Origin of the sequence: Mesorhizobium sp. M0174, assembly GCF_040322275.1 — a bacterium.
Classification (GTDB): domain Bacteria; phylum Pseudomonadota; class Alphaproteobacteria; order Rhizobiales; family Rhizobiaceae; genus Mesorhizobium.
Window position 1 is genome coordinate 488,665 of the sequence record NZ_JAMYTB010000002.1, and the last position, 22,387, is coordinate 511,051.

22 protein-coding genes are annotated in these 22,387 nt (G+C 59.1%); 18 read left to right on the forward strand and 4 right to left on the reverse strand.

Annotation, left to right across the window (positions count from 1 at the left end; genetic code table 11):
- Positions 1–101 precede the first annotated feature (101 nt).
- A complete protein-coding gene (locus NKJ13_RS05810; protein ID WP_352750854.1) occupies positions 102–839 on the forward strand; it encodes a polysaccharide deacetylase family protein in 738 nt (245 codons plus the stop codon).
- On the opposite strand, the gene NKJ13_RS05815 is transcribed toward NKJ13_RS05810, so the two are convergent.
- Complete coding sequence (locus NKJ13_RS05815; protein WP_352750851.1) at positions 840–1,229, reverse strand: DUF427 domain-containing protein; 390 nt, start codon at positions 1,227–1,229, stop codon at positions 840–842.
- Between the two features lie 126 nt (positions 1,230–1,355).
- Positions 1,356–1,742 carry a hypothetical protein gene (locus NKJ13_RS05820; RefSeq protein ID WP_352750848.1) on the reverse strand — a complete coding sequence of 129 codons (387 nt, stop codon included), beginning with the start codon at positions 1,740–1,742 and terminating at the stop codon, positions 1,356–1,358.
- A gap of 179 nt (positions 1,743–1,921) precedes the next feature.
- Between NKJ13_RS05820 and NKJ13_RS05825 the strand changes: the two genes are divergently transcribed.
- Together NKJ13_RS05825 and NKJ13_RS05830 are read left to right on the forward strand one after the other, a co-directional pair.
- The gene (locus tag NKJ13_RS05825) at positions 1,922–3,550 is read left to right on the forward strand and encodes a fatty-acid--CoA ligase (protein ID WP_352777323.1); all 1,629 of its coding nucleotides are present in this window, start codon (positions 1,922–1,924) and stop codon (positions 3,548–3,550) included.
- An 83-nt stretch (positions 3,551–3,633) separates the two neighbouring features.
- The gene (locus tag NKJ13_RS05830; RefSeq protein ID WP_352777326.1) at positions 3,634–4,419 is read left to right on the forward strand and encodes a DUF1499 domain-containing protein; all 786 of its coding nucleotides are present in this window, start codon (positions 3,634–3,636) and stop codon (positions 4,417–4,419) included.
- Positions 4,420–4,432: 13 nt separating this feature from the next.
- Here the strand turns inward: NKJ13_RS05830 and NKJ13_RS05835 are convergent, their stop codons facing one another.
- Positions 4,433–5,341, reverse strand: coding sequence for an MBL fold metallo-hydrolase (locus tag NKJ13_RS05835; protein WP_352701510.1), 909 nt, complete (start codon positions 5,339–5,341; stop codon positions 4,433–4,435).
- Positions 5,342–5,455: 114 nt separating this feature from the next.
- On the opposite strand from NKJ13_RS05835, the gene NKJ13_RS05840 reads away from it, so the two are divergent.
- From NKJ13_RS05840 to NKJ13_RS05890, 11 genes are all read left to right on the forward strand, one after another.
- The gene (locus NKJ13_RS05840) at positions 5,456–6,046 is read left to right on the forward strand and encodes a biotin transporter BioY (RefSeq protein ID WP_352478465.1); all 591 of its coding nucleotides are present in this window, start codon (positions 5,456–5,458) and stop codon (positions 6,044–6,046) included.
- Positions 6,047–6,501: 455 nt separating this feature from the next.
- Complete coding sequence (nusG, locus tag NKJ13_RS05845) at positions 6,502–7,092, forward strand: transcription termination/antitermination protein NusG (protein ID WP_352777328.1); 591 nt, start codon at positions 6,502–6,504, stop codon at positions 7,090–7,092.
- Positions 7,093–7,241: 149 nt separating this feature from the next.
- Positions 7,242–8,561 carry a UDP-glucose dehydrogenase family protein gene (locus NKJ13_RS05850; protein ID WP_352777330.1) on the forward strand — a complete coding sequence of 440 codons (1,320 nt, stop codon included), beginning with the start codon at positions 7,242–7,244 and terminating at the stop codon, positions 8,559–8,561.
- Positions 8,562–8,674: 113 nt separating this feature from the next.
- On the forward strand, positions 8,675–9,955 hold the full coding sequence (locus NKJ13_RS05855; protein ID WP_352777332.1) for a sugar transferase: 1,281 nt from the start codon (positions 8,675–8,677) through the stop codon (positions 9,953–9,955).
- 100 nt (positions 9,956–10,055) lie between these two features.
- Positions 10,056–11,150, forward strand: a complete 1,095-nt coding sequence (gene gmd, locus NKJ13_RS05860) for a GDP-mannose 4,6-dehydratase (RefSeq protein ID WP_352777333.1) — start codon at positions 10,056–10,058, stop codon at positions 11,148–11,150.
- A gap of 22 nt (positions 11,151–11,172) precedes the next feature.
- A complete protein-coding gene (locus tag NKJ13_RS05865) occupies positions 11,173–11,928 on the forward strand; it encodes a glycosyltransferase family 2 protein (protein ID WP_352777335.1) in 756 nt (251 codons plus the stop codon).
- A gap of 115 nt (positions 11,929–12,043) precedes the next feature.
- The gene (locus NKJ13_RS05870; protein ID WP_352777338.1) at positions 12,044–13,315 is read left to right on the forward strand and encodes a lipopolysaccharide biosynthesis protein; all 1,272 of its coding nucleotides are present in this window, start codon (positions 12,044–12,046) and stop codon (positions 13,313–13,315) included.
- A gap of 20 nt (positions 13,316–13,335) precedes the next feature.
- The gene (locus NKJ13_RS05875; RefSeq protein ID WP_352777340.1) at positions 13,336–14,118 is read left to right on the forward strand and encodes a methyltransferase domain-containing protein; all 783 of its coding nucleotides are present in this window, start codon (positions 13,336–13,338) and stop codon (positions 14,116–14,118) included.
- 20 nt (positions 14,119–14,138) lie between these two features.
- A complete protein-coding gene (locus tag NKJ13_RS05880) occupies positions 14,139–15,215 on the forward strand; it encodes a glycosyltransferase family protein (RefSeq protein WP_352777342.1) in 1,077 nt (358 codons plus the stop codon).
- 184 nt (positions 15,216–15,399) lie between these two features.
- The gene (locus NKJ13_RS05885; protein ID WP_352777344.1) at positions 15,400–16,065 is read left to right on the forward strand and encodes a class I SAM-dependent methyltransferase; all 666 of its coding nucleotides are present in this window, start codon (positions 15,400–15,402) and stop codon (positions 16,063–16,065) included.
- A 134-nt stretch (positions 16,066–16,199) separates the two neighbouring features.
- Entirely contained in the window at positions 16,200–17,459 is a 1,260-nt protein-coding gene (locus NKJ13_RS05890) for an O-antigen ligase family protein (RefSeq protein ID WP_352777345.1), read from the forward strand.
- A 35-nt stretch (positions 17,460–17,494) separates the two neighbouring features.
- On the opposite strand, the gene NKJ13_RS05895 is transcribed toward NKJ13_RS05890, so the two are convergent.
- A complete protein-coding gene (locus tag NKJ13_RS05895; protein ID WP_352777347.1) occupies positions 17,495–18,313 on the reverse strand; it encodes a hypothetical protein in 819 nt (272 codons plus the stop codon).
- A 405-nt stretch (positions 18,314–18,718) separates the two neighbouring features.
- On the opposite strand from NKJ13_RS05895, the gene NKJ13_RS05900 reads away from it, so the two are divergent.
- Genes NKJ13_RS05900 through NKJ13_RS05915 form a run of 4 tightly spaced genes read left to right on the forward strand, consistent with a single transcriptional unit; the run spans position 18,719 to position 22,190 of the window.
- Entirely contained in the window at positions 18,719–19,531 is an 813-nt protein-coding gene (locus NKJ13_RS05900) for a class I SAM-dependent methyltransferase (RefSeq protein WP_352777348.1), read from the forward strand.
- Positions 19,532–19,547: 16 nt separating this feature from the next.
- Positions 19,548–20,522: an NAD-dependent epimerase/dehydratase family protein gene (locus NKJ13_RS05905; protein ID WP_352777350.1), complete on the forward strand. Its 975-nt coding sequence runs from the start codon at positions 19,548–19,550 to the stop codon at positions 20,520–20,522.
- Positions 20,519–21,694: a glycosyltransferase family 4 protein gene (locus NKJ13_RS05910; RefSeq protein WP_352777351.1), complete on the forward strand. Its 1,176-nt coding sequence runs from the start codon at positions 20,519–20,521 to the stop codon at positions 21,692–21,694. Before NKJ13_RS05905 ends, NKJ13_RS05910 begins: the two co-directional genes overlap by 4 nt.
- Positions 21,695–21,716: 22 nt before the next feature.
- Positions 21,717–22,190, forward strand: a complete 474-nt coding sequence (locus tag NKJ13_RS05915) for a hypothetical protein (RefSeq protein ID WP_352777353.1) — start codon at positions 21,717–21,719, stop codon at positions 22,188–22,190.
- Positions 22,191–22,387: the final 197 nt, after the last annotated feature.

The window sequence follows — 22,387 nt, forward strand, 5'->3', positions numbered from 1 at the left end:
CCGCTGCCGACGCTTTTGCAGGGGCATCGTCCCGATTTCCGCCTTGATGCCGGTCTTGGGGTCGCCGCTTCAACTTTGATCCGGCGACCTGGAAATAGTCAATGCGCCTGTTCCAAAAGCATTTTTGCGCCATTGCGATATCGCTGTGGGCTGCTTCTCCCAGCAACGCCCAGTTGCTCATCGAACCGACGCTGCACATCAAGGCCGAGGCGGGCGGCGGCCGCGTCGCGCTGACGCTCGATGCCTGCGGCGGGCGGACCGATACAAGGATTCTCTCGGCGCTGGTGGAAAACAAGATTCCCGCTACCATTTTCGTCACCGGCATCTGGCTGAAACACAACGCCGCCGCCGTCGAGATCATGCGGGCGCATCCCGAACTGTTTGAATTGGAAAACCATGGCGGCCGCCACGTCCCGGCCGTCGACACGCCGCAAAAGATCTACGGCATTCGCAGTGCCGGTAGCCCGCAGGCCGTGCTGGCCGAAGTCGAATCGGGTGCTGCCGCTCTTGCCGCGACCGGCGAACCGGCGCCGAAATGGTTTCGCGGCGCAACCGCCGAATACAGCCCGTCGGCAATCGCGATGATACGCAAGCTTGGTTTCAAGATCGCCGGATTCTCGATCAACGGCGACGGCGGCTCATTGCTCGGTCCAAAAGAGACCGCCCGGCGCATTGCCGCGGCAAAGGACGGCGACGTCATCATCGCTCACATCAACCAGCCGACCCATGCGGCCGGCGAAGGCGTGGTCCAGGGACTTCTGGCGCTGAAGGCGAAGGGCCTCACCTTCGTGCGGCTCGACGACGCTGACGGCATCGGCGATGAAGGCACCACCGACTGATCAGCCGGGCGTGGCCTCGATCGTCACCTTGTTTGGATAGAACGCGCCGTAATCGCGGATAGCGGCCATCTCGTCGAACGGCCGTTCATAGGCCCACATCGCGTCCTTGCCGGCATCGCCGGCGGGCAGCACGCTCCAATAGCTGGCATCGCCCTTGTAGGGGCAATGGGTCGAGTGTTCGGTCTTGCCAAGCTGGTTGAAGTCGATGTCGTCGAACGGAATGTAGAAAACCGGAGGGTAGGGCGATTCGGTCAGCACTTTGACCTTGCTGGACGAGGCGATGACGGTATCGCCGGCGCGCACCGTCACGGTGCCCTTATAAGGCTTGACGGTAATGACCTTGTCCGGATTGCGTTGAAAGCCGGGTGCCGGGTTTGCGATCTGGTCCATGTCGGATCTCCTTGCCTCAACCCAAGATGTGTCTGGCAAGAGCCTCGCGCAAGAGCTGCCTGCCACCTGGCGGGGTCGCCCGCAGTTGGCAAGTCTTGCGCTCGCCTCCGGTAGCCCGCCTGGAAATCAGGCCGCGGCCTGGAATGCGTCCATCAGCCCGGCATAGGCGGCGGCAATGCCGGCCACCGGATTGGTGCTTTTCGAGGTGGTCTCGACCTTCAGCGCACCACCGCTGGTCGGCAAGGTGAGCAGCAGGAATTGACGATTGCCGCCATCGCCGACGCAGGCGGCAGCGACGTGCTGGGCTTCGCCCTGGTTCTCGACGCACATCTTGAACAAGAGCGTGCCGCCGACCGCCTCGAGGGCGCCACCGACGACCTCGACGAATTCATCTTCGGAAACGGTTTTGGCGTCGGGCACCAGATCGGCCTGCGCGACATCTGCTGCAACCAGATCGGCCAGACTTTCAGCAAGCGTATTTTCGAGGGCTTCGTCGTCGAGCTGCGCGTCCATGCGACACCTCTTTCATTAGCCAATCGCGCTCCGCCCGTTAATCAACGTTAACGCCGAGGATGGCCGGATTGTGGCGAATTCGGCCTCATTTCGCCCTATGCACCGCTCCAGCCCGGTCACCGCTGGACAATCCGCCGGTTCGTCCCACAATGGCGCAAAAAAATAACGGGAGGAACAAGATGCTCGGGTTGATGCAGGAATGGCCGCTGCTTTGCCATAAGCTGATCGACAACGCCGAGAGGCAGCACGGCAGACGCGAGATCGTGTCGCGCTCGATCGAGGGGCCGATCGTGCGCAGCACATATGCCGAAATCCATCATCGTGCCCTGAAGGTCGCCGAGCGGCTCGAGCGTGATGGTTTCGGGCTTGGCGACCGCATCGCGACCCTGGCCTGGAACACCGCGCGCCACATCGAGGCCTGGTACGGCATCATGGGTGTCGGCGCGATCTATCACACGCTCAACCCGCGGCTCTTTCCCGAGCAGATCACCTGGATCATGAACAATGCGGAGGACAAGGCGATCTTCGTCGACCTGACCTTCCTGCCGCTGCTCGAAAAGATCGCCGGTGCGGTCAAGTCGCTGAAGCAGGTTATTGTGCTGACCGACACGGCGCATATGCCGGAGACTGCGCTGCCCAATGTGGTTGCCTATGAAGAATGGCTTGCTGAAGCCGACGGCAACTTCGCCTGGAAGACATTCGATGAAAACACGGCCGCCGGCATGTGCTACACCTCGGGTACGACGGGCGACCCGAAAGGCGTCCTCTACAGCCATCGTTCGAACGTGCTGCACGCCATGATCGAGGCGATGCCCGACGCCATGGGCCTGTCGTCGCGCGATACCATACTGCCGGTCGTGCCGATGTTTCACGCCAATGCCTGGGGCCTTGCCCAGAGCGCGCCGATGATTGGCGCCAAGCTGGTCATGCCCGGCTGCAAGATGGATGGCGCTTCGCTCTACGAGCTGCTCGACACCGAGCAGGTGACCTTCAGCGCCGCTGTGCCGACGGTGTGGATGATGCTCCTCCAGCATCTGGAAGAGACCGGCAAGAAACTGCCCTATCTGCAGAAAGTGGTCATAGGCGGCGCGTCTTGTCCACGCGCGATCACGACGAAGTTCCAGGACAATTACGATGTCCAGGTCGTCCACGCCTGGGGCATGACCGAGATGTCGCCGCTCGGCACGCTGTGCACCCTGAAGCCGGACTACGCCGGGCTGAAGGGCGAGGCCCGCCTCGGCGTCCAGCAGAAGCAGGGCTTTACACCGTTCGGCATCGAAATGAAGGTGACGGACGACGCCGGCAACGAACTGCCATGGGACGGCAAGACCTTCGGCCGGCTCAAGGTCCGCGGGCCGGCCGTCGCGCGCGCCTACTATGGCGGCATCGGATCCGAACAGTTCGATCAAGACGGCTGGTTCGATACCGGGGACGTCGCGCACATCGATCCCTGCGGCTATATGCAGATCACCGACCGCGCCAAGGACGTGATCAAGTCGGGCGGCGAATGGATCTCGACCATCGAGCTCGAGAACGTCGCGGTCGGCCACCCCGATGTGGCAGAGGCCGCCGCCATCGGCATTCCGCATTCCAAATGGGGCGAGCGGCCTTTGCTCGTGGTCGTCCGCAAGCCGGGCAGGGAGCCGACCAAGACGGACATCCTCGCCTTCATGGACGGCAAGGTGGCGAAGTGGTGGATGCCGGACGACGTCGCCTTTGTCGGCGAAATCCCACACACCGCTGCCGGCAAGATCCAGAAGATTACCTTGCGCCAGCAGTTCCAGGATTATCACCTGCCGACGGATTGACCGGAGATGCGGCGTCTTTGCGCCTTCAAGCCGCCGCTGAAAGGCACTATGCCTTTGTTCGGGTTGGGGCAGCGCGGAAAACAATGACGGGAATTCCCGAGCGACAAACGTCGAGGGCTGCCGGTTGGTCGCGGCGCGCCGGCGCGTTTTCGGCAGTCCTGCTGCTGACCGCTCTCGTCGGCCATCGCTATGACTTCGTCGAGACCCCAGCTTTCCTATGGGTGCTTGGCATTGTCGCCTTGCTGGCCGCATTTGCGCTTCTGTTTGCCGGATTTGCCTTTGCGCGATTGTGGAATTTCGGCGATCGGGGCGGCCACGACCTGACCGCCGGCGCCTTGCTGGCGCTTCTGGTGCTCATTCCTTACGGCGTCGCGGCCTATTGGGCGGCGACTTATCCGCCGCTGCGCGACATCTCGACGGATCTGGACGACCCGCCGGTGCTCGATATTTCTACCCGATCAAAGGACATGAACGAGCTTTTGCCGCCGACGCCCGGCGAGCAGCGCCTGCAAATCGAAGCTTATCCGCTCGTTACCGGACGCAGCTACACCTTGCCTTTCGATCGCGTTCTGGAGGCGGTCAAAACCGTGCTCGATCGGCGCGGCTGGCAGCTCACGGCGCCATTCCCCGACGCAGCAGGGCAAAGCGACGTGACGGTCGATGCGCTGGCCAAGAGCTTGCTGCTCGGCCTTCCCGCCGATGTCGCCATCCGCGTGACCGACGACGGCGACGTGGTCATCGTCGATATGCGCTCGGCCTCGCGTTACGGCCGCCATGATCTTGGCGACAATGCAGCGCGCATCACGGACTTCCTTGCCGAACTCGACCAGGAAGTCGCCGGCCAGGTGGGCGTGGCGCCGGCGGAATGATATCGGGAGGGTACTACTTTACCGGCGAATAGATGCCGTCGATAGCCGGCGCGCCGTCGGTGTGGACCAGGCCGCGCGCCACCAGGTCTTCCAGATGGGCAAGTACCGACAGGCCGGCCGCGCCATGCAGGCGCGGGTCGGTGTCTCGATAGATCACCTCCACCATGTCCTTGATTGCCCGGTCGCCGCTGTTGATCCGCTCCAGAATTGCCCGTTCGCGCATTTTGCGATGCGTTTTCAATCCGCGCATGAAGTTGCGCGGCTCGGTCACCGGCCCGCCATGGCCGGGCAGCAGCAGCCGGTCGTCGCGTTCGATCAGCCGGTCGAGCGATGTCATGTAGTCCGCCATCGCGCCGTCCGGCGGCGCGACGATCGTGGTTGCCCACGCCATGACGTGGTCGGCCGAGAAAAGGATGCCGGTTCCCTCCAGCGCAAAGGCTGCGTGGTTGGCGGTATGGCCGGGCGTCAGCACCGTCCGGATCGCCCAGCCGTCGCCGTCGATCACCATATCGTCTGGCAGCGCGATGCCAGGAGCAAAGTCGGTGTCGGCGCTGGCATCGAGCGGACTGACCTCGCCGGTACGCAACGGCCGCGCCGGACGATGTCGGCCTTCCGCCAGAACCGCCGCACCCGTATGCTGCTTCAGCCGCGCCGCCAGCGGCGAATGGTCGCGATGCGTGTGGCTGACGAAGATATGGCTGACCGGCCTGGTCCCGATCGCTTCGAGCAGTGTTCTAAGATGTGCCTCGTCATCCGGTCCGGGATCGATCACCGCCAGTGTCTCACGTCCGACGATATAGCTGTTGGTTCCGTGAAAGGTGAACGGGCTTGGGTTCCTGGCGGTGATCCGAAGGACGTCGGGTGCAACGGCTACGCCCTGGCCGTAGGCAGGGTCGAAGTGTGTGTCGAATTTCAGTGCCATGCGAACGTCGCGACCTTTTTTGGGGCGAGGGCAAAACCGATTGCCGCTTAGCACGGAAGCCAATATAGGAAAACGCAAGGCCGCGTTCGGCGGCAATCCGGAACGGGGAAGACCATGGCAATTGCAACGACGATGCGTCCGCTCATTTCTCTCGCTTTGCCCGAAAAGGGCGCAGCCCGCCTGGCGGGACAGCTTCTGCTGGCGTTCGCCGGAACGCTGCTGCTGGTCTTGTCGGCCAAGACCAAGGTCATGCTCGGTCCGGTCGATATCTCAATGCAGACGCTCGCCGTCTTCCTGATCGCTGCCTCCTTCGGCATGCGCCTCGGCGTCGCAACGCTGCTTCTCTACATGGCTGAGGGCGCGATGGGCTTTCCGGTCTTCCAGAGCACGCCGGAAAAAGGCATCGGCATCGCTTACATGCTGGGTTCGACCGGCGGTTACCTAGCCGGCTTCGTCGTCATGGCGGCGATCGTCGGCTGGGCTGCCGACCGTGGCTGGGATCGCCATCCTATCAAGCTCTTCAATGCCATGCTGGTGGCCGAGATCGTCATGATGGCAATGGGCTTTGCCTGGCTGGCGCTGTTGATCGGCCCGGAAAAATCCTGGCAGTTCGGGGTGGTGCCCTTTATCGTCGGTGATCTGATCAAGGTTGCGCTGGCCGCGAGCCTGGTGCCAGCTGTCTGGTCGCTGCTGAAGCGTTCGTGAAGCCGGTCGAGCGGAACTTAAGTCAAAAACGGACCTGCATGTTGCATCGCTGTCGCCATGTTATTGCCTGAAGCCCCATGACTCGATGGTGACCCGTTCTGCGCGAAAATCTGCCGAATGGTTTTCGCCGTAGTTGGTGCGGCCGTGCAGGATCTTTGTCGCTGGCGGCAGGCTTGTGCGCGACGCCATCCGTCACATTAGCTTCAAGTCGACGGACTAAGTACCAGAACCAACGGGCGATTCGTCACGACCAGCGTAACCAAGCACTTCCGTATGGAAATAAATTGCTCGACATAGCATCTCAGCCAGCTGAAAAAGAAAGCGGCTCGGTGATTATTTAGGCACAGCTAAATTTCTGGGCAATGTGTAGGAAATTCTTAACCCAACCGCCTTGACTCTAGTGGCTTGGTTGTTTGCTGGTATCCACACACTGTCGTAACCGTTGAGCTGAGATCATGCCGCCGACCGCCGAAGGGAGACACGTGAGTAGCGCGGAAAAAACAACGAGCAAGGCAACAATCCCGTCGCCTGAGCCGACCGCCGCGCCGGCAACCCGCTGGTATGCGGCCAGCGTCTTTCCCGGAAAGGAGCACGTTGCCGAGCGGCATCTCCGGATCCAGGGGTTCCAGCCCTTTGTGCCTCGCTGCGAGAAAACCGTGCGTCATGCCAGGCGGCTCGAAACACGAGTTGCGGCTTATTTCCCCGGTTACATGTTCATCGCCCTTGACGTCGCGCTGCAACGTTGGCGCTCGATCAACGGAACGTTCGGTGTGCGCTCCCTCGTCATGCAGGGGGACCGGCCTTTGCCTGTCCCCTCCGGTCTGGTAGAGCGCTTCATTGCATTGACCGGCAGGCATGGCCTGCTTGATTTCAGCGGCGGCCTCGCAGCCGGCGCTTCGGTTCGGATCCTTTCCGGCCCTTTCGCAGAAATGATCGGTCGCCTTGACCGGCTCGATCCAGCCGGAAGAGCTCGGGTTCTGGTTGCCATCATGAATGGCGAGATACCTGTCGATCTGGATACCAGGGATCTCGTCGCCATCGCATAGCCGTAAGCACCGAGGTGCGGCGAGGCGATGCAAATTGTTGTAGGATCGGCTCTCGGGTTTTTCACCCGGGAGTGCGGTAGCCGTTCTTCGGTGGGACTAGGCGCTGTGTGGCGAGATCGTCTCGTCGGCGCTGATTGAGGGTGCGCGGTATGCGAATAACAATGATTGGTGCCGGCTATGTAGGGCTCGTCTCGGGCGCCTGTTTCGCCGACTTTGGCCATCAGGTCTGCTGCGTCGACCGGGATGCGGAAAAACTTGCCATGCTCAAACTAGGCAAGATACCGATCTACGAGCCAGGGCTTGACGACCTCGTCACCACCAACGCCGCGCAAGGCCGCTTGCGTTTCGACGACAACCTGGCCGACGCCGTTTCTCAATCGGATGTCGTCTTCATTGCCGTAGGCACGCCATCACGGCGTGGCGATGGCCATGCCGACCTGTCCTTCGTCTATGACGCGGCCGCCGAAGTTGGTCGCGCGCTCAAGGGGTTTACGGTCGTGGTGACGAAATCGACCGTCCCCGTCGGGACCGGCGATGAAGTGGAACGGATCATCCGCGAGCAAAATCCCACCGCCGATTTTGCGGTGGTCTCCAATCCGGAATTTCTTCGCGAGGGATCGGCGATCGAGGATTTCAAGCGGCCCGACCGCATCATTGTCGGCACCGATGCCGACCGGGCCAAAGCCGTCATGGGCGAGATCTACCGCCCGCTCTCGCTGAATGTCGCGCCGATATTCTACACGAGCCGGCGTACGGCTGAGCTTACGAAATATGCCGGCAACGCATTTCTGGCCATGAAGATCACCTTCATCAACGAAATAGCCGATCTCTGCGAGCGGTTGGGAGCCGATGTGCAGGACGTCGCGCGTGGCATCGGCATGGACAACCGCATCGGCGCAAAGTTTCTTCATGCCGGGCCGGGCTATGGCGGTTCCTGTTTCCCGAAAGATACGCTGGCACTGGTCAAGACCGCGCAGGACGCGGCAAGCCCGGTGCGGCTGATTGAAACGACTGTCTCGATAAACGACCAGCGCAAACGGGCGATGGCGCGCAAGGTGGTCGAGGCCTGCGGCGGCTCGGTTCGCGGCAAGACCATCGGTATCCTGGGCCTTACGTTCAAGCCGAACACCGACGATATGCGCGATGCCCCCTCATTGGCCATCATTCAGGCCCTCAAGGACGCCGGCGCCTCGATCAAGGCCTATGATCCGGTCGGCATGGAGCAGGCACGCAAGATGATAGAGGGCATTGAATTCGGAGAGAGCGCTTACGCGGCGGCCGAGGGCTCGCATGCGATCGTCATCGTCACCGAGTGGAACGCGTTTCGGTCACTGGATCTGAAGCGGCTCCGCGCACTCATGGCGACGCCGGTGATGGTTGACCTGCGAAACGTCTATCGCGGCGAGGACGTCGTGAAGGAAGGCATAGCCTATTCGAGCGTCGGCCGAGAGCGGCTTGTTGTCAGGTGAACGTCCAGCAACTTGGAGTTCGAGTTGCCAGGGTTGTGCAGAGAACAATGAAAGCAGCCAAAACGCATTTGGAAGAAACTTAGATCCAGTAGCCCGCAAGAGAGCGTTTTAACTTGAACATAGTCATGATGAATCGGCCGAGACAGCGGCACCTTGTGCACAGGGTCAGGTTTCAACTCCTGGGCGGTTTGGCGTTCGCAATCCTGCTTCCCGCGCTGATCCGGATTCTGGTTGACCCATCCCTTGCGTATTATACAAACCTGCAGATTACGATCTTTGCGGGCATCGTTGCTCATACAATAGGTTACTTCTCTTTTCGGCGCATAGGTAATTTTCCGGGTATTGCAGCTTCTGGTTATATCTTTCCGACATTTGCATTGTCGTATGGGTTTGTTTATTTGGTCATTTTCTTAGCGCGAATTGAATATAGTGGCTTCCAGGCGGCCAGCAGCTTGACGTTGTCAATTCTCTGGTACTTTGTGCTGACCATCATAAGCCGGCGTCTTGACCCTTACAGTCTTGCTGTGGTTCCAGGCGGCGCCGTTGGTCGCCTAGAGGAGATAGGTGGGGTAAACTGGCATTGGCTTGTTTCCCCTGACATGATCATTGAACGCGTCAACGGCGTCGTTGCCGATCTGCGGGCGGATCTGTCCGACGATTGGGAGCGCTACATAGCCGATCGGGCACTTGCGGGAGTTCCGGTCTACCATGTCAAGCAAATCACCGAATCGCTGACTGGCCGCGTCGAAATCGAGCATTTATCCGAAAACACGCTAGGCTCGATTAATCCCAACCAGGCCTATATCAAGATCAAACAGGCGATCGACTGGGTCTGTGCGCTGTCGGCGCTGGTCGTGCTGGCGCCTTTGCTATTGTTGATCGCGCTGATGATCAGGCTGGAATCTCCCGGACCCGCCATATTTCGCCAGGAGCGCCTGGGCTTCGGCGGAAAATCATTTACGGTCTACAAGTTCCGGACGATGACCGTCAGTGAACCTGAGGCGGCAAACGTTCGCAGTCTCGCCGTCACCAAGCCAGGTGACAGCAGGGTTACCCGGCTCGGTCGCTTCCTTCGCAGAAGCAGAATTGACGAACTGCCGCAGTTGATAAATATCGTTCGTTCGGAAATGAGCTGGGTCGGGCCTCGCCCCGAGGCGACAGTGTTGTCATCCCATTATTCGGTAGCGTTGCCATTCTACCGCTACCGAAATATCGTCCGTCCCGGAATTTCCGGGTGGGCTCAAGTGAATCAAGGATATGTCTCGGAGGACGACGACGAGACCGAGAAGCTGCACTATGATTTCTACTACATCAAGAATTTCTCGCCGTGGCTTGATTTCGTCATCGTGTTGAGAACGTTGAAAACTCTGCTAAGTGGGTTCGGATCTCGATAGAGACCGTGCTGAATTTTGCCTCCATCAAAATTTATCTGTCGAACACAGCGCCAGGACAATGCTTGGCCATCATGTGTTTAAAGCTGCCGAAGGGTATGAAATGAGCCGAAAAACCGCGCTAATTACGGGCATCACCGGCCAGGATGGTGCCTATCTCGCCGACCTCCTGCTCGCCAAGGGATATGCAGTCCACGGCATCAAACGGCGTTCGTCGTCTTTCAATACGGGTCGTATCGATCATCTCTATCAAGACCCGCACGAAACCAGCGTCAATTTTTCACTTCACTATGGCGACATGACCGATGCGACGAATCTGATCCGCATAATCCAGGAAGTGCAGCCTGACGAGATTTATAACCTCGCGGCACAATCGCATGTCCAGGTGAGCTTCGAGACCGCGGAATATACGGCGAATGCCGACGCAATCGGCACATTGCGGCTTCTGGAAGCCATCCGGCTGCTTGGCTTGACAAAAAAGACGCGGTTCTATCAGGCATCGACCTCCGAGCTCTATGGCAAGGTGCAGGAAGTTCCGCAGAAGGAAACGACGCCTTTTTACCCTCGCTCGCCCTATGCGGCCGCAAAGATCTATGGCTACTGGATCACGGTGAACTACCGCGAAGCCTATGGCATTCACGCCTCCAATGGAATTCTGTTCAACCACGAGAGCCCAATGCGGGGCGAAACATTCGTGACCCGCAAGATCACCCGAGCCGCCGCGGCGATCAGCCTCGGCCTTCAGGACAAGCTTTATCTCGGCAATCTCTCCGCCGAGCGCGATTGGGGACATGCGCGCGACTATGTCGAAGGCATGTGGAGGATCCTTCAGCAGGAAACCCCGGACGACTATGTGCTGGCCACAGGGATCAAGAACTCCGTTCGGAAATTTGTCGAACTCGCCTTCGCCGAAGTTGGGGTCCGCATTCAGTGGAACGGTTCCGGGGTTGACGAAAAGGGCGTCGACACGAAAACCGGCCGAATATTGGTCGAGGTCGATCCGCGCTATTTCCGGCCGACCGAGGTCGACCTGCTGCTCGGTGACCCTTCGAAGGCCGAACGGATACTTGGCTGGAAGGCGACGACGTCGCTAGATGAGATGGTGCGCGAGATGGTTCAATCCGACCTCAAGGTGGTGGCGCGCGAATTCGAGCATCGCCGGCTTGACGAAGAGCACAACCGCAAAGCGGCCCGGTAGCCGCGACGAGCCCCCCGCGAAGATGAAGATTTCCGTTCTAACGGTCTGCTGGAATTCGGCGGCGACGATTCGTCATACGCTCGACAGTTTCTTTGCCCAGGATTACGAGGACAAGGAACTGATCGTCGTCGACGGTGCCTCGACCGACGAGACGCTCGCGATTGTCCGCTCCTATACTGGGCAAGGATTGCAGGTCATCAGCGAGCCCGACCGCGGCATGTATGACGCGTTGAACAAGGGGCTGGCGCTTTGCACGGGGGAGGCGATCGGGGCCCTTAACGCGGACGACGCATTTCACGATGCTTCCGTGCTCGGCAAGATCAGCGAGGCGCTTGCTGAAAGCGATATCGTCCACGGCCACCTCGACTTCGTTGAAAACCATGAAAGCAAGCGAGTGGTCCGCCGCTGGCGAGCAGAGCCAAGACCCAGTGACGGGTTCCGCTCCGGCTGGATGCCTGCCCACCCGACCTTCTATGTCCGCCGCGCCGTTGCCGAAAAGAACGGGCCGTTCGATCTGACGCTCAAAGTCTCCTCGGACTACGACTGGATGCTGAGGGCCGTCGAGCTCCATGGCTTCAGGATCGCGACAATCGATCAGGTCCTCGTCGACATGATGGTCGGAGGCGCCAGCACAAGGAGCTTCCGTTCGCATATCGGGCACAACCTCGAAGCGTTGCGTGCCAGGCGCCGTTGGCTCGGCTCCGGCGCTGTCGACTATGCGCTCATCGCCAAACCGGCGCGGAAAATCCGGCAGTTCGTTTTCGCGCGGCGACGCTAGGCGAGGTGTGCTGTGTTCTGCCGCGAGGAAGCTAATCACGCGACTTGTCGTCACTTGCTGCGGGGCGGACCGGCCTAGTGCAATCAGTCGCTTTCTCTAAACCTGGCAAGGCCGAATGTTTCGAAGCATCTTGACGGTCCTGTCGGGGTCGGTAATTGCACAGATCATTGCAGTTGCCGTTCTGCCCGCGCTTACACGACTCTACGATGCGGAAGCATTCGGTCGCTATCAGATCTATGTTTCCATACTGAACGTAGCGGTCATCTTTGTCGCTTTCCGTTACGAATTGGCGATCCTAAGCGCGAGACCGGGGCCGATTTTGGAGAACCTGCTGAAATTAACATTTCGGCTCTGCGTGTTGACCAGCATCATTGCACTTTTTGTCGCCGGCATCGTCGATTTGTGGATGCCAGGCGTGGCATCATCTTTGAAGGGCATCCTCTTCTTTTTGCCAGCCGCGATGGCAATCGCGGGGATCTATCAGATGCTCAGCTACTTGCCGATTCGCGAACGTGACTACCGGCTCAGTGCACGTTCGAAGATCTCTCAATCGGTGGGTTTCTCGGTCGGTGCACTTGGATGTGCCGTTCTGTCTTTCGTAGGAGTAGGCCTGGTTCTGGCCGACACGTTCGGACGAGTAGTCGGAAGTATTTCCATCCTCCTCGGTAGCGGCAAGCTCTGGCGAACGTTGATCTCTCCCGCCTCTTTTCCTGTAATGAAAATTACGGCAATTCGCTTCCAAAAGTTCGGGTTCCTCACGTTCCCGGGAGCCCTTCTATCTGCGCTCAGCGCGGCCATCGTACCGTTTGCCTTTTTTGCCCTATTCGACCTCACAGTTGCGGGACAGTACGCACTTGTAGAGCGGTTCATTTTGATGCCCGTCGGGATCATCGCGATGGCGATCTCGCAAGTCTTTACAGGGGAATTCTCTACGCTCTATCGCTCTGACAAAAGGAGCTTGAATCGCGCATTTCGACGTTCGCTCCTCTACTTGCTCGCCGTCGGCCTTTTGCCAACGATTTTAGGAATGCTGCTCTCGGCGAAGGTGGTTCCCCTTATCTTTGGAACGGACTGGGCACTAGCCGGAAAACTGTGTGCCATCGGATTTCCGATCGCATACATGCGTTTCGTAGCAATCGCGGTTACCATGACTCTTGTCGTTGTCGATCGCCAATCGCTTCAGTTCACCTGGGAACTGAGCCGGTTTGTCTTTACGCTGTGTGTCTTCGGCTGGGTCTGGTGGGTGGATCCCGGCAGTCCAGCAATCGTCATGGTCTGGTATGGTCTGGCAACTGCCGTCAGCTATGCTCTTCACTTGGCATTTTGCGACCGGGCGACGAGAGCGGTAAGTCTGCAGGCAGAGATGAGCGAACGGGTAAAGGCATGAATCTAAGGATAGCAATGTAGATGCTGTCTCCCAATCAAACTGTTGGCACGAAGGGTGGCGCGGTGGTTCTCAAGAGGTTTATCGGTTGGAACAGGAGCGCCGCCGCCTGGCTCGAACGCCGCTTGCCCAGGGTTTTCGGCGCCCCATCCTACAAAGCGGAGCTCGAGCGCCGTATCGCCGACGACATTGCGCGGCTCAGGCCTTCCGCGATCCTGGAGGTCGGCGGGATCGACCGGCCACTTCTGCAGCGCGGTTACGGCTTTAGCTATATTGGCCTCGATATCGAGGAAAGGCCTGACTGCTATACCGTCTACGATCAATTTATCGTCCAGTCGATCGAGCAGCCGGTCAATGTCGAGGCAGATATGCTTATTTCCATCACGTTGATGGAGCATGTGCCGGACAACAAAGCCGCATCGGGCTCGATGTTTTCCGCATTGCGGCCAGGCGGTGCGATGCACCACTACATGCCCTCGAAATGGCATCCTTATTCGATCGCGCTGCGGCTCGTCGGGCCAGTCATGCAAAAATGGCTGATTCCGTACCTCCGACCGTCGGCGGTGGGCGTTACTGGGTATCCGGCCTTTTTCGACCATTGCTCGCCCTCAGGTATGGCAAAGGTGTTTCGGCAGCAAGGATTCGAGAAGATCGACGTCATGCCATTCTACCGTGCCAGCGATTACTTCGCTTTCTTTCTGCCTGCCTATGTTTCCGTCGCTCTATTCGAGAACCTTTGTGCGGCCTTGAACTGGCGCATCTTCTGTTCAGGTTTCGTCATCAGCGCCATAAGACCCGCAGACTAGCTGCGAGCAAGAACGAGGCCATGCGACTTTTTCAAAATTCCGGGATCAATCCTGTCTATCAACCGCGGCTGGCCGATCTCGTCGGCGGCACCAGCGGATTCGAGCAGCAGAAGGACGTATTTCTGAACGATCGCTACGGCGCCGCGCACATCCTTTTGCCGGTGCTCGACCGTCATCCGAAGGCGTTCTTTACGAATGGCGATGACGAATCGCTGCAGCGGGCGTGGGCACGCGAAAACGGGCTTGGCGAAGACACGCCATTGGAAGACATCCTTCTTGCCCAGATCGAGCATCATAACACAGAGGTCTTCTACAATCTCGACCCATTTCGTTACGGCGCCGCTTTTGTGCGCCGCTTGCCTGGGCACGTGAGACGAAAGATTGCCTGGCGCGCCGCACCAGGCAAGATCGACTTTTCTGGTTATGACCTCGTGCTTTGCAACTTTCCATCCATGCGACAGATCTGGGAAGAGCAGGGCGCCAGGACGGCGGACTTCTTTCCGGCTCACGACCCGGAGCTCGATAGAGTGGCTGCGAATCGGAACAGAGACATCGATGTCCTGTTCTTCGGCGGTTATAGTCGCCACCACCAGCGTCGGCGAGAGATTCTGGAAACGGTGGCGTGTCTTGCCGGCCGCCGCCAAGTTGTCTTTCATTTGCATTTGTCACGCTATACGCCGCTCGCAGAGACGCCGCTTGGCTGGTTCGGTCCGCTGAGTGCGGTGCGCCGCCCGCCTGCGATCCGCAAAGTCAGCGCGCCTCCCGTATTCGGTCGCGCCATGTATGCAGAGCTTGGGAGGGCCAAGGTCGTGATCAATGCCTCGATCGATATGGCAGGCCCGGATCGTGGCAACATGCGCTGTTTCGAAACGATGGGAGCTGGAGCTCTGCTGGTTTCCGACTCCGGTAACTACCCCGGGCCGATGCGCGATGGCGAAACCATGATTGTCTACGAGCAGCCGCAAGACGTCTTGAAAAGAATCGAGCAGCGGCTGGACGATGGGAGCTGGGACAGGATCGGCTGGGCCGGCAACCGTGCGATTCGTGAAGAATACAGCAAGCAGCGCCAATTCGAGCGGTTTGTCGAACTGGCGTAGCCCGTTAGCCCGTTGACTGCCAATGGCGACGTTGTGTTTTGATGGCTGGGAATCCTCTGTGTGCCAACGAATTTTGGTATGCTTGCTCTGAAGACCTGCAGGAATTTCTTGTCATAGCCGACCCTTGAGGCTCCTTCGTGGGAGGCGAGCCTTTGTCAGACGATTAGTTTTTGGAGATACGCACATGTATGGAAAAATTGCCGACGAGGTCGAACGGCGCCTGGCAACCTTCGGGTTTCGTATCGCCACCTGGGACGATGCGCGATCGTGCGGCAAGCTCTACGCGGGGCGGCTGACACGCAATCTCCCTCAGTTCGATACGCATATCGGACTGACGCCCTACAGCCCGTCACCTCGCAACATCAATCACGATGTGACGCAGCCGATGCCGCTAAAGGAATGCATCGATATTTATCAATCTGAGGATGTCTTTGAACACGTAGCGTACGAGAAACTGCCGCAGATTTTTGTGTACATCCATACAGTGCTGAAGCCGGGCGGCTTGTTCCGGATGAGCGTGCCCGATTATCGTTTCGATGTTTACCGGGATCGGTCCGTCAGGGATGGCGACCGGTTCATATTCGACCCTGTCGGCGGCGGCAAATATGAAAATGGCGCCGTCACCGGCGGCGGGCATTTGTGGTTTCCGACGTACGAAAGCGTCACTGCACTTGCTGCCGCAAGTCCATTCTCGAAATGGGAGGTGCTTGAAGGTTACGATCCGGACGGCAACGCGATCATCAAGCCCGTCGATGAATCATATGGACGGGTGCTGCGCACTTCCTATAGAGACCCCCGTGTCGCGAGCCGTCCACGCCCATTGTCCATGATCATGGACCTTTGGAAGTAGCTCGACCGCTACGGTGCGGAATCAAGCTAACGGCAACTTTAGCCAACATGCCTGACGAGCCGGTGCCAACCGTTGTCTCAACTCGACAAGGCATGGTATCGCTGTTGCCGTTTAACTAGTGAACCTCCACCATCATGTACATCAGCAAACACGTTCCGATCTACAAGGACTTATGGGCCTGGAGTTTCGCCCTGGCGGTTGCCGGTTATCCACTAATAGGAGTTTTCTCGTCTGCTACGGGGCGGGAGGACGCAAAATTATCGATCGCCTTCCGCATCCTGGTAATTGCTCTAAGCGGCATCGCATTTTTTTGGTCGGACCGGCACAAGGCATGGCGATTCGGAGATGTGTGGCTATTTGCCTTTGCCGCGCTCTACCTAACAAAACTCGGCATCGATGCCGATTACAACGTCGATGGAGCGTCGGACGCGCTCGTATTTGCCCTGATCACTTCGATTGTGCCAGCTGCTCTTCTGGCGTTGTCGACAAATACGTGGTCGGAGATCAACGTGGCGTGGGCACTTTTCACCGTTGGCGCATTGAGTGTGGCGGGTATCGTTTGGCTCCAATACAGTGGTTCAGATGCGGTGCTGGTCGATACGACGGATCGTGTCTATTTCGAAAGATTGAATCCCATATCCGTAGGTCATGCCGGCCTGACTACACTTATAGCATCATACACCCTGCTTAGGTTTGATCAAAGCAAGATCATAAAGATTGTTATCCTGAGTGTAGTGTCTGCCTCGGCAGTCGCTATCTATCTAGCGGCGGCCCGCGGTCCGCTTGTCGCTCTGGGGTGTTGTATCGTTTTATTTCCCTTACTCCGGCCGAATTTTACAACCATGCTCGTGTGCTTAGTGGTTGTTGCCGGAGCGGTATTGGCGTTGGCCATCACGGACATAACGCCGTTGCTCGACAAATTCCATCTGACGGTGATAGGAAAGGACAATTCGACCACCGAACGGCTCGGATCGATCTCGCTGTCGTGGGGACTGTTTCAGCAAAGCCCTTTGTTTGGCTGGGGCACGCAATTGCCTCTGTTCGTATACCCCCACAATATGTTCATGGAGATCCTCCAATCGGTTGGCCTTCTCGGTATGGCAATATTTATCCCCGTTTTCGTCAAACTGGGAATGGCGATAAAATTCCTAGCCGACAAACGCCTGGTGCTTTTGCCGCTTCTGGCAACGCAAGCCATCGTCGGCGCGCAGTTCTCCGGGTCCCTTTGGGGGTCAGCATTCCTCTGGATCGTCGTTACGGTCTTGATTTTCCGTGTCAATGCCATGAGGTCATTTGACCAATGGTCGCAGCGGCACATGGCGTGGCGCACCCCTGCTCGATTCGGTGTGCCCGGAGAGGGTTGGGCAGCGAGTAATGTTGCCGTTCGGAAGTGAGATGCACGTTCGCCTGCGATACCGTTTGTTCGGCACTATTGCGCTTCGTCAATCTCGCTCAGGAATTTCAAGGTAGCCTGCCACCATTCGGCTTTTTCGTCCCATTTCACTGGCCCGTCGCTTAGACCGCCACGCATCGTACCCCAGATGACGATCCCGTCTGCCAACCTTCTGCAAGTATCTAGTTGAGCATACCAGAAGTCGCCGGGCAGGAAAGCGAGCGTCTTTTGAAACTGCGGCCATAGGAAGCAGTAAACCGGCTTTCCTTGTGCGACCCGTCGGGCTTCACCGATGTTGGCTTGCGCATAGGCTATCCAGGCATCCTGATCCCCATAAAACGTGTAGAGGGATGGAAACAGCGCGTCGACGTAGGGGACAAGGGCGGAGGCGATCCTGGTGTTTTGCTGCTTCCAGTCCTCCTGAGCCGCAGCACCATCATGGCCGATCGCCCTCCAATGATCCCTGATCGGCATGACGCCGTAGAAGCCAAGCTTGACGTTCGGGTCTGCCCTTCTGAAAACGCTCAAAGTTTGTTGATATTTAGCAATTGAAGATGCTTGATCCGGGCCTTCCAACGGCCAGTTTTCGATGTCGATCACCAGGAAATGGTTGCTTCTTGGCAGCTCTAGAGCTTGCCGCACCTGGTTGGCATTCGGCACGTCCAATCCCAGGACGTGTGGATCCGCAATCGTGAGATGGTCCAGGCCGAACGAGCGGAAATCTTTTGGCCCGTTCTCAAACAGCAAAGTCTCGAAGACCTTGAACGGTTCGCGCGTCTGCGACGTCGCGGGCCACGTGCCGGCCAAAAGGCACATCACACAGGACATCGTCTTGAAAAACGAGACGTTGCGCATCCGGCCTCGCCAATTCGCGAACGTTTGCGCTGGTGAAAATCGCATGGATTGAATTCCTCATGACCTGAGCTTGACGAGTCAAGAAACGGTAGCGTAGCTGGAAAATTCGAACAACGTCCTGGTGAAAGAGGGATGCATTGTCGCAGGGTGACAGGGCAGGCCGTGCTTCTTAGCAGCCGGAAATTATCCGCGGTGGAACAGTGGACGAGCGAAGCACGCAAGCCTATGACCGAGCCGCTACTGCACGCGCCACCTGGGCCTCGCGGCGGCTGTCGTGGACGCATCTGACAAATCTGACGAGGAGATCGAGATCGCTGTGACAAAGAACGTGCCGCCTTACGCAGTTGCCGAACATCCGGCGCGGAATCATTCAGCACGTGGTTTCTCTCGATGCCTGAAATGGCCATGACTTGGGAAGATGCCGTCCGCTGGTGCATGAGTGAGCCTTCGATGAAGGATCTCGCCCGCGCGGCCTATTTCGATGATCCGGTCGCCGCGGCGCAGCGTTACCACGAAAGTGCGGAGTTTCAGGCGGTTCGCGGCATGATCCCGCGCAAGCCGGGACGTGCTCTCGATCTCGGCGCCGGCAATGGCATCCTCTCTTATGCCATGGCGCGCGAGGGCTGGTCGGTAACCGCTGTCGAGCCCGATCCCAGCGCGCTCGTCGGTGCCGCTGCAATCCGGACACTTGCCGAAAAGACCGGCACGCGCATCGATGTGATCGAAGCGTTCGGTGAAGCGATCCCATTGAGCGCTGCAGGCTATGATCTCGTCGTCGCCCGGCAGGTGCTGCATCATGCGCATGACCTGCCGGCGTTCTGCCGCGAAGTTGCGCGTCTGTCCCGCGATGGCGCGACGTTCCTGTCGTTGCGCGACCATGTGATTTCCGGACCGAAACAACTGGAACCGTTTCTGCGCGCTCATCCGTTGCATCATCTCTACGGCGGGGAGAATGCCTTCACACTGGCAAACTACCGCGCTGCTCTCGAAGGGGCAGGGCTGACGATCGATCGTGAAATGAACTCTTTCCAATCGGTTGTGAATTATGATCCGATGACAGCATCCGAAATTCGCGAGAGGCTCGCTGTGGCCTTCGGTCCCCTGTCGGGGCTCGCGCGCCTGACTTTGTCCCCACTGCCCTTCGGTGCCGTTGTCGCGGCAGCGGCATTGCTTGACCGCCGGCCCGGGCGGCTGGTCTCTTTCCTTTGTCACAAGTAGGGGAAGGGCTGATTTGGTGGCGAAGTTGAACGAGGCGAAGCCTGTCTGGGTGACTGGAGCCGGTGGCTTCATCGGCCTGCACCTGTCGCGATTTCTTGCCCAGCAGGGCCAGGTTGTCCTTGGCTTCGGCCGAAGCGAAGCGCCTGGGTTCGCCATCGCAACTGGCGGCGCTTTTTTTTCCGGCGGCGTGACCGCGGAAACGATGGGCGCTGCTCTGGCCGCATATGGTCGCCCGGCGGCCGTATATCATCTGGCAGGCGGCTCTACGGTAGGCCGGTCGATTGCCGAGCCGCTGAAGGACTTTGAACAAAGCGTCGGTTCCACGGCTTGTGTCCTCGATTTCCTGCGTCGCCACGCACCCGGGGTCTCCGTCGTTCTCGCATCGTCCGCCGCCGTCTATGGCGGTGGCCATTTCGGCCCGATCGGTGTCGATGCAGCGCTCGACCCCTATTCCCCTTACGGCTATCACAAACGCATGGTGGAGGAGTTGGGCCGGTCATATTGCACGACATATGGGCAACCGGTCTCGGTTGCACGGCTTTTCTCCGTCTACGGCGAGGGGCTGCGCAAGCAACTTCTCTGGGACCTCTGCGGCAGGCTCGCGGCCGGCGAAACCGACATTGTGCTTGGTGGCACCGGAGCGGAAATGCGGGATTGGCACCATGTCTCGGATGTCGTGCGATTGATCCATCGCGTCTTGCCCGCCAATGCAGCAAGCTTCGCTGTCTATAATGGCGGTGCGGGCGCCGCCGCGTCCGTCAGCACGATTGCCGGGATGGTCCTGGAAGCCTGGGGCGGGAAGCATCGCCTCTCCTTTTCAGGAGAATCCCGGCGGGGCGACCCTGTCAACCTGATCTCGGATCCGTCGGGTGTCCCGGAGGGGCTTCGGCTGCAGGTGCCGCTCGGCCAGGGCATTGCGGGATATGTCGATTGGTACCGCGCCGAGGTTCTCGGCGAGCCGGTCGGCGATTTGCGACGCTTCGCGCCTTGATCACCGTCGGCTTCACACTCATCGGCCGCGGAACCTGGTCAGGCGGCGAGTCCTATCTACGCAATATGCTGAGCGTCATCGCCTCCGAGCTGGGCGGTAAGGTTCAGGCGAAGCTGTTTTTGACGCCCGAGCAGCGCGCGAGCGTTGGCGCATCCTTTGATCACATGTTGGCCGCGCCGGCTATCGTCGACGACCGGGTCACGGGCGCCGGGCTTGGCAAGCGAGGGCTGATCGCTTTCGCTGGCGGAACTGACCGCCCTTTTGCCGATCTTATGGTCGCACACGCCGTCGATCTCGTATTTGAAGTCGCTCAGTGGTTCGGCAACCGATTTCCACTGCCGGTCATTTCCTGGATTCCGGATTTTCAGCACCGTCGCCTGCCCCACCTCTTTCCGCGTCGCGCCTGGTGGCGCAGAGATCTCGGCTTCCGTCTGCAGACGTCCGGCAATCGCACGATAATGCTCTCCAGCGAGGATGCGCTTGCCGATTGCGGAACATTCTACCCGGCCTCGCGCGGCAAGACTGCCGTGGTGCGCTTCGCCATCGATGTCGATCCAGGCGCCGTCATGGCGCGCACCGAAGCCGCACGCCGGGCGCACGATCTGCCCGAGCGCTTCTTTTTCCTGCCCAACCAGCTTTGGATCCACAAGAATCACGGACTGGTTGTCGACGCGTTGAGGCATGTAGACCGGCTTGGGGCGTTGGATTCAGTGCCACCGATAGTCCTCACGGGGCGCACGACCGACCCACGCGATCCCACCTTGTTCAAGCGTCTGATGGGCCTTGCGCAAACGTATCGGGTTGAGAGCCATTTTCGACACCTCGGATTGATCCCTTATGACGACGTCGTCGCCCTGATAGGTGCAACGGACTGTTTGATAAACCCGTCCCATTTCGAGGGGTGGTCGACCACCGTTGAAGAGGCGAAATCGCTGGGCGCGCCCATGTTGCTGTCCGACATCCGGCTGCATCGCGAGCAGGCTCCGGACGCGCTCTTCTTCCCGCCGGACAACGCAGAAATCCTGGCGCAGCGGCTCCTTGAAATCGGGCGGCAGCCGACTGTTGTCCGCGACAGTGTCACTGTGCTGCAAGGCCGGCAACAGGTCCGCCGACGGGGTTATGCAGCAGCACTGCTTGCCTTGTTTGAAAAGACCAAAACCGCCGCGCGTTGATTGTTGAATCGGGAGTGAGGAATTGTCGATCGGGAAGATGGTCGTACTTGCATTCATAGCGTTGGCGTTTGCGGGCGGCTTTCTTTTCATCGCTATCAACAAGGGAACGAATATTCGCGCACAGGCGTCGAAGCCGGTGGACGTCCCCACATCGTTCGATGGCAAGCTTGACGTCCAGTCAATCGACGATCTGCGGGTCGGTGGCCGCAAGGTCGTGCTGTGCGGCGTCGCATTTGCTAAGCCCCAGTCAATGCGGGTCATGGTCACCGAAGCCATGCGCCGGGGCTATCAAGGACTCGCTTTGACATGCAAACCCGTAGGCTTGGGGACACCGTGCGACGGCAATGTCGCGCCAAAATTTCGTGACGCCGTCGTCGTGCAGTGCCTCGCCTCCGACGGCGCGGATCTGGCTGCGAAGCTCGTCGAGGCAGGCATTCTGTGCGGGCAGCCCGCGCAGGCGGGCTCGACCTATAAACCTTGCGCGCCGGGCTCGTAGCTCCTGCGGACCCGTGGCGTAGCCGTCGAAACGAAGGTGACGCCAGCGCCCCAAGGAACGCCGGATTGGCTCGCTGGCAAACGCGCTCTATTGTGGCCGACAGTAAAGATGATACATTTCGATATTCTAATGGTGTGTTCAATCAACCACACCGAAACCAAAAATTATCTCGCATTTGCGAAATGGGTTGGAATTGG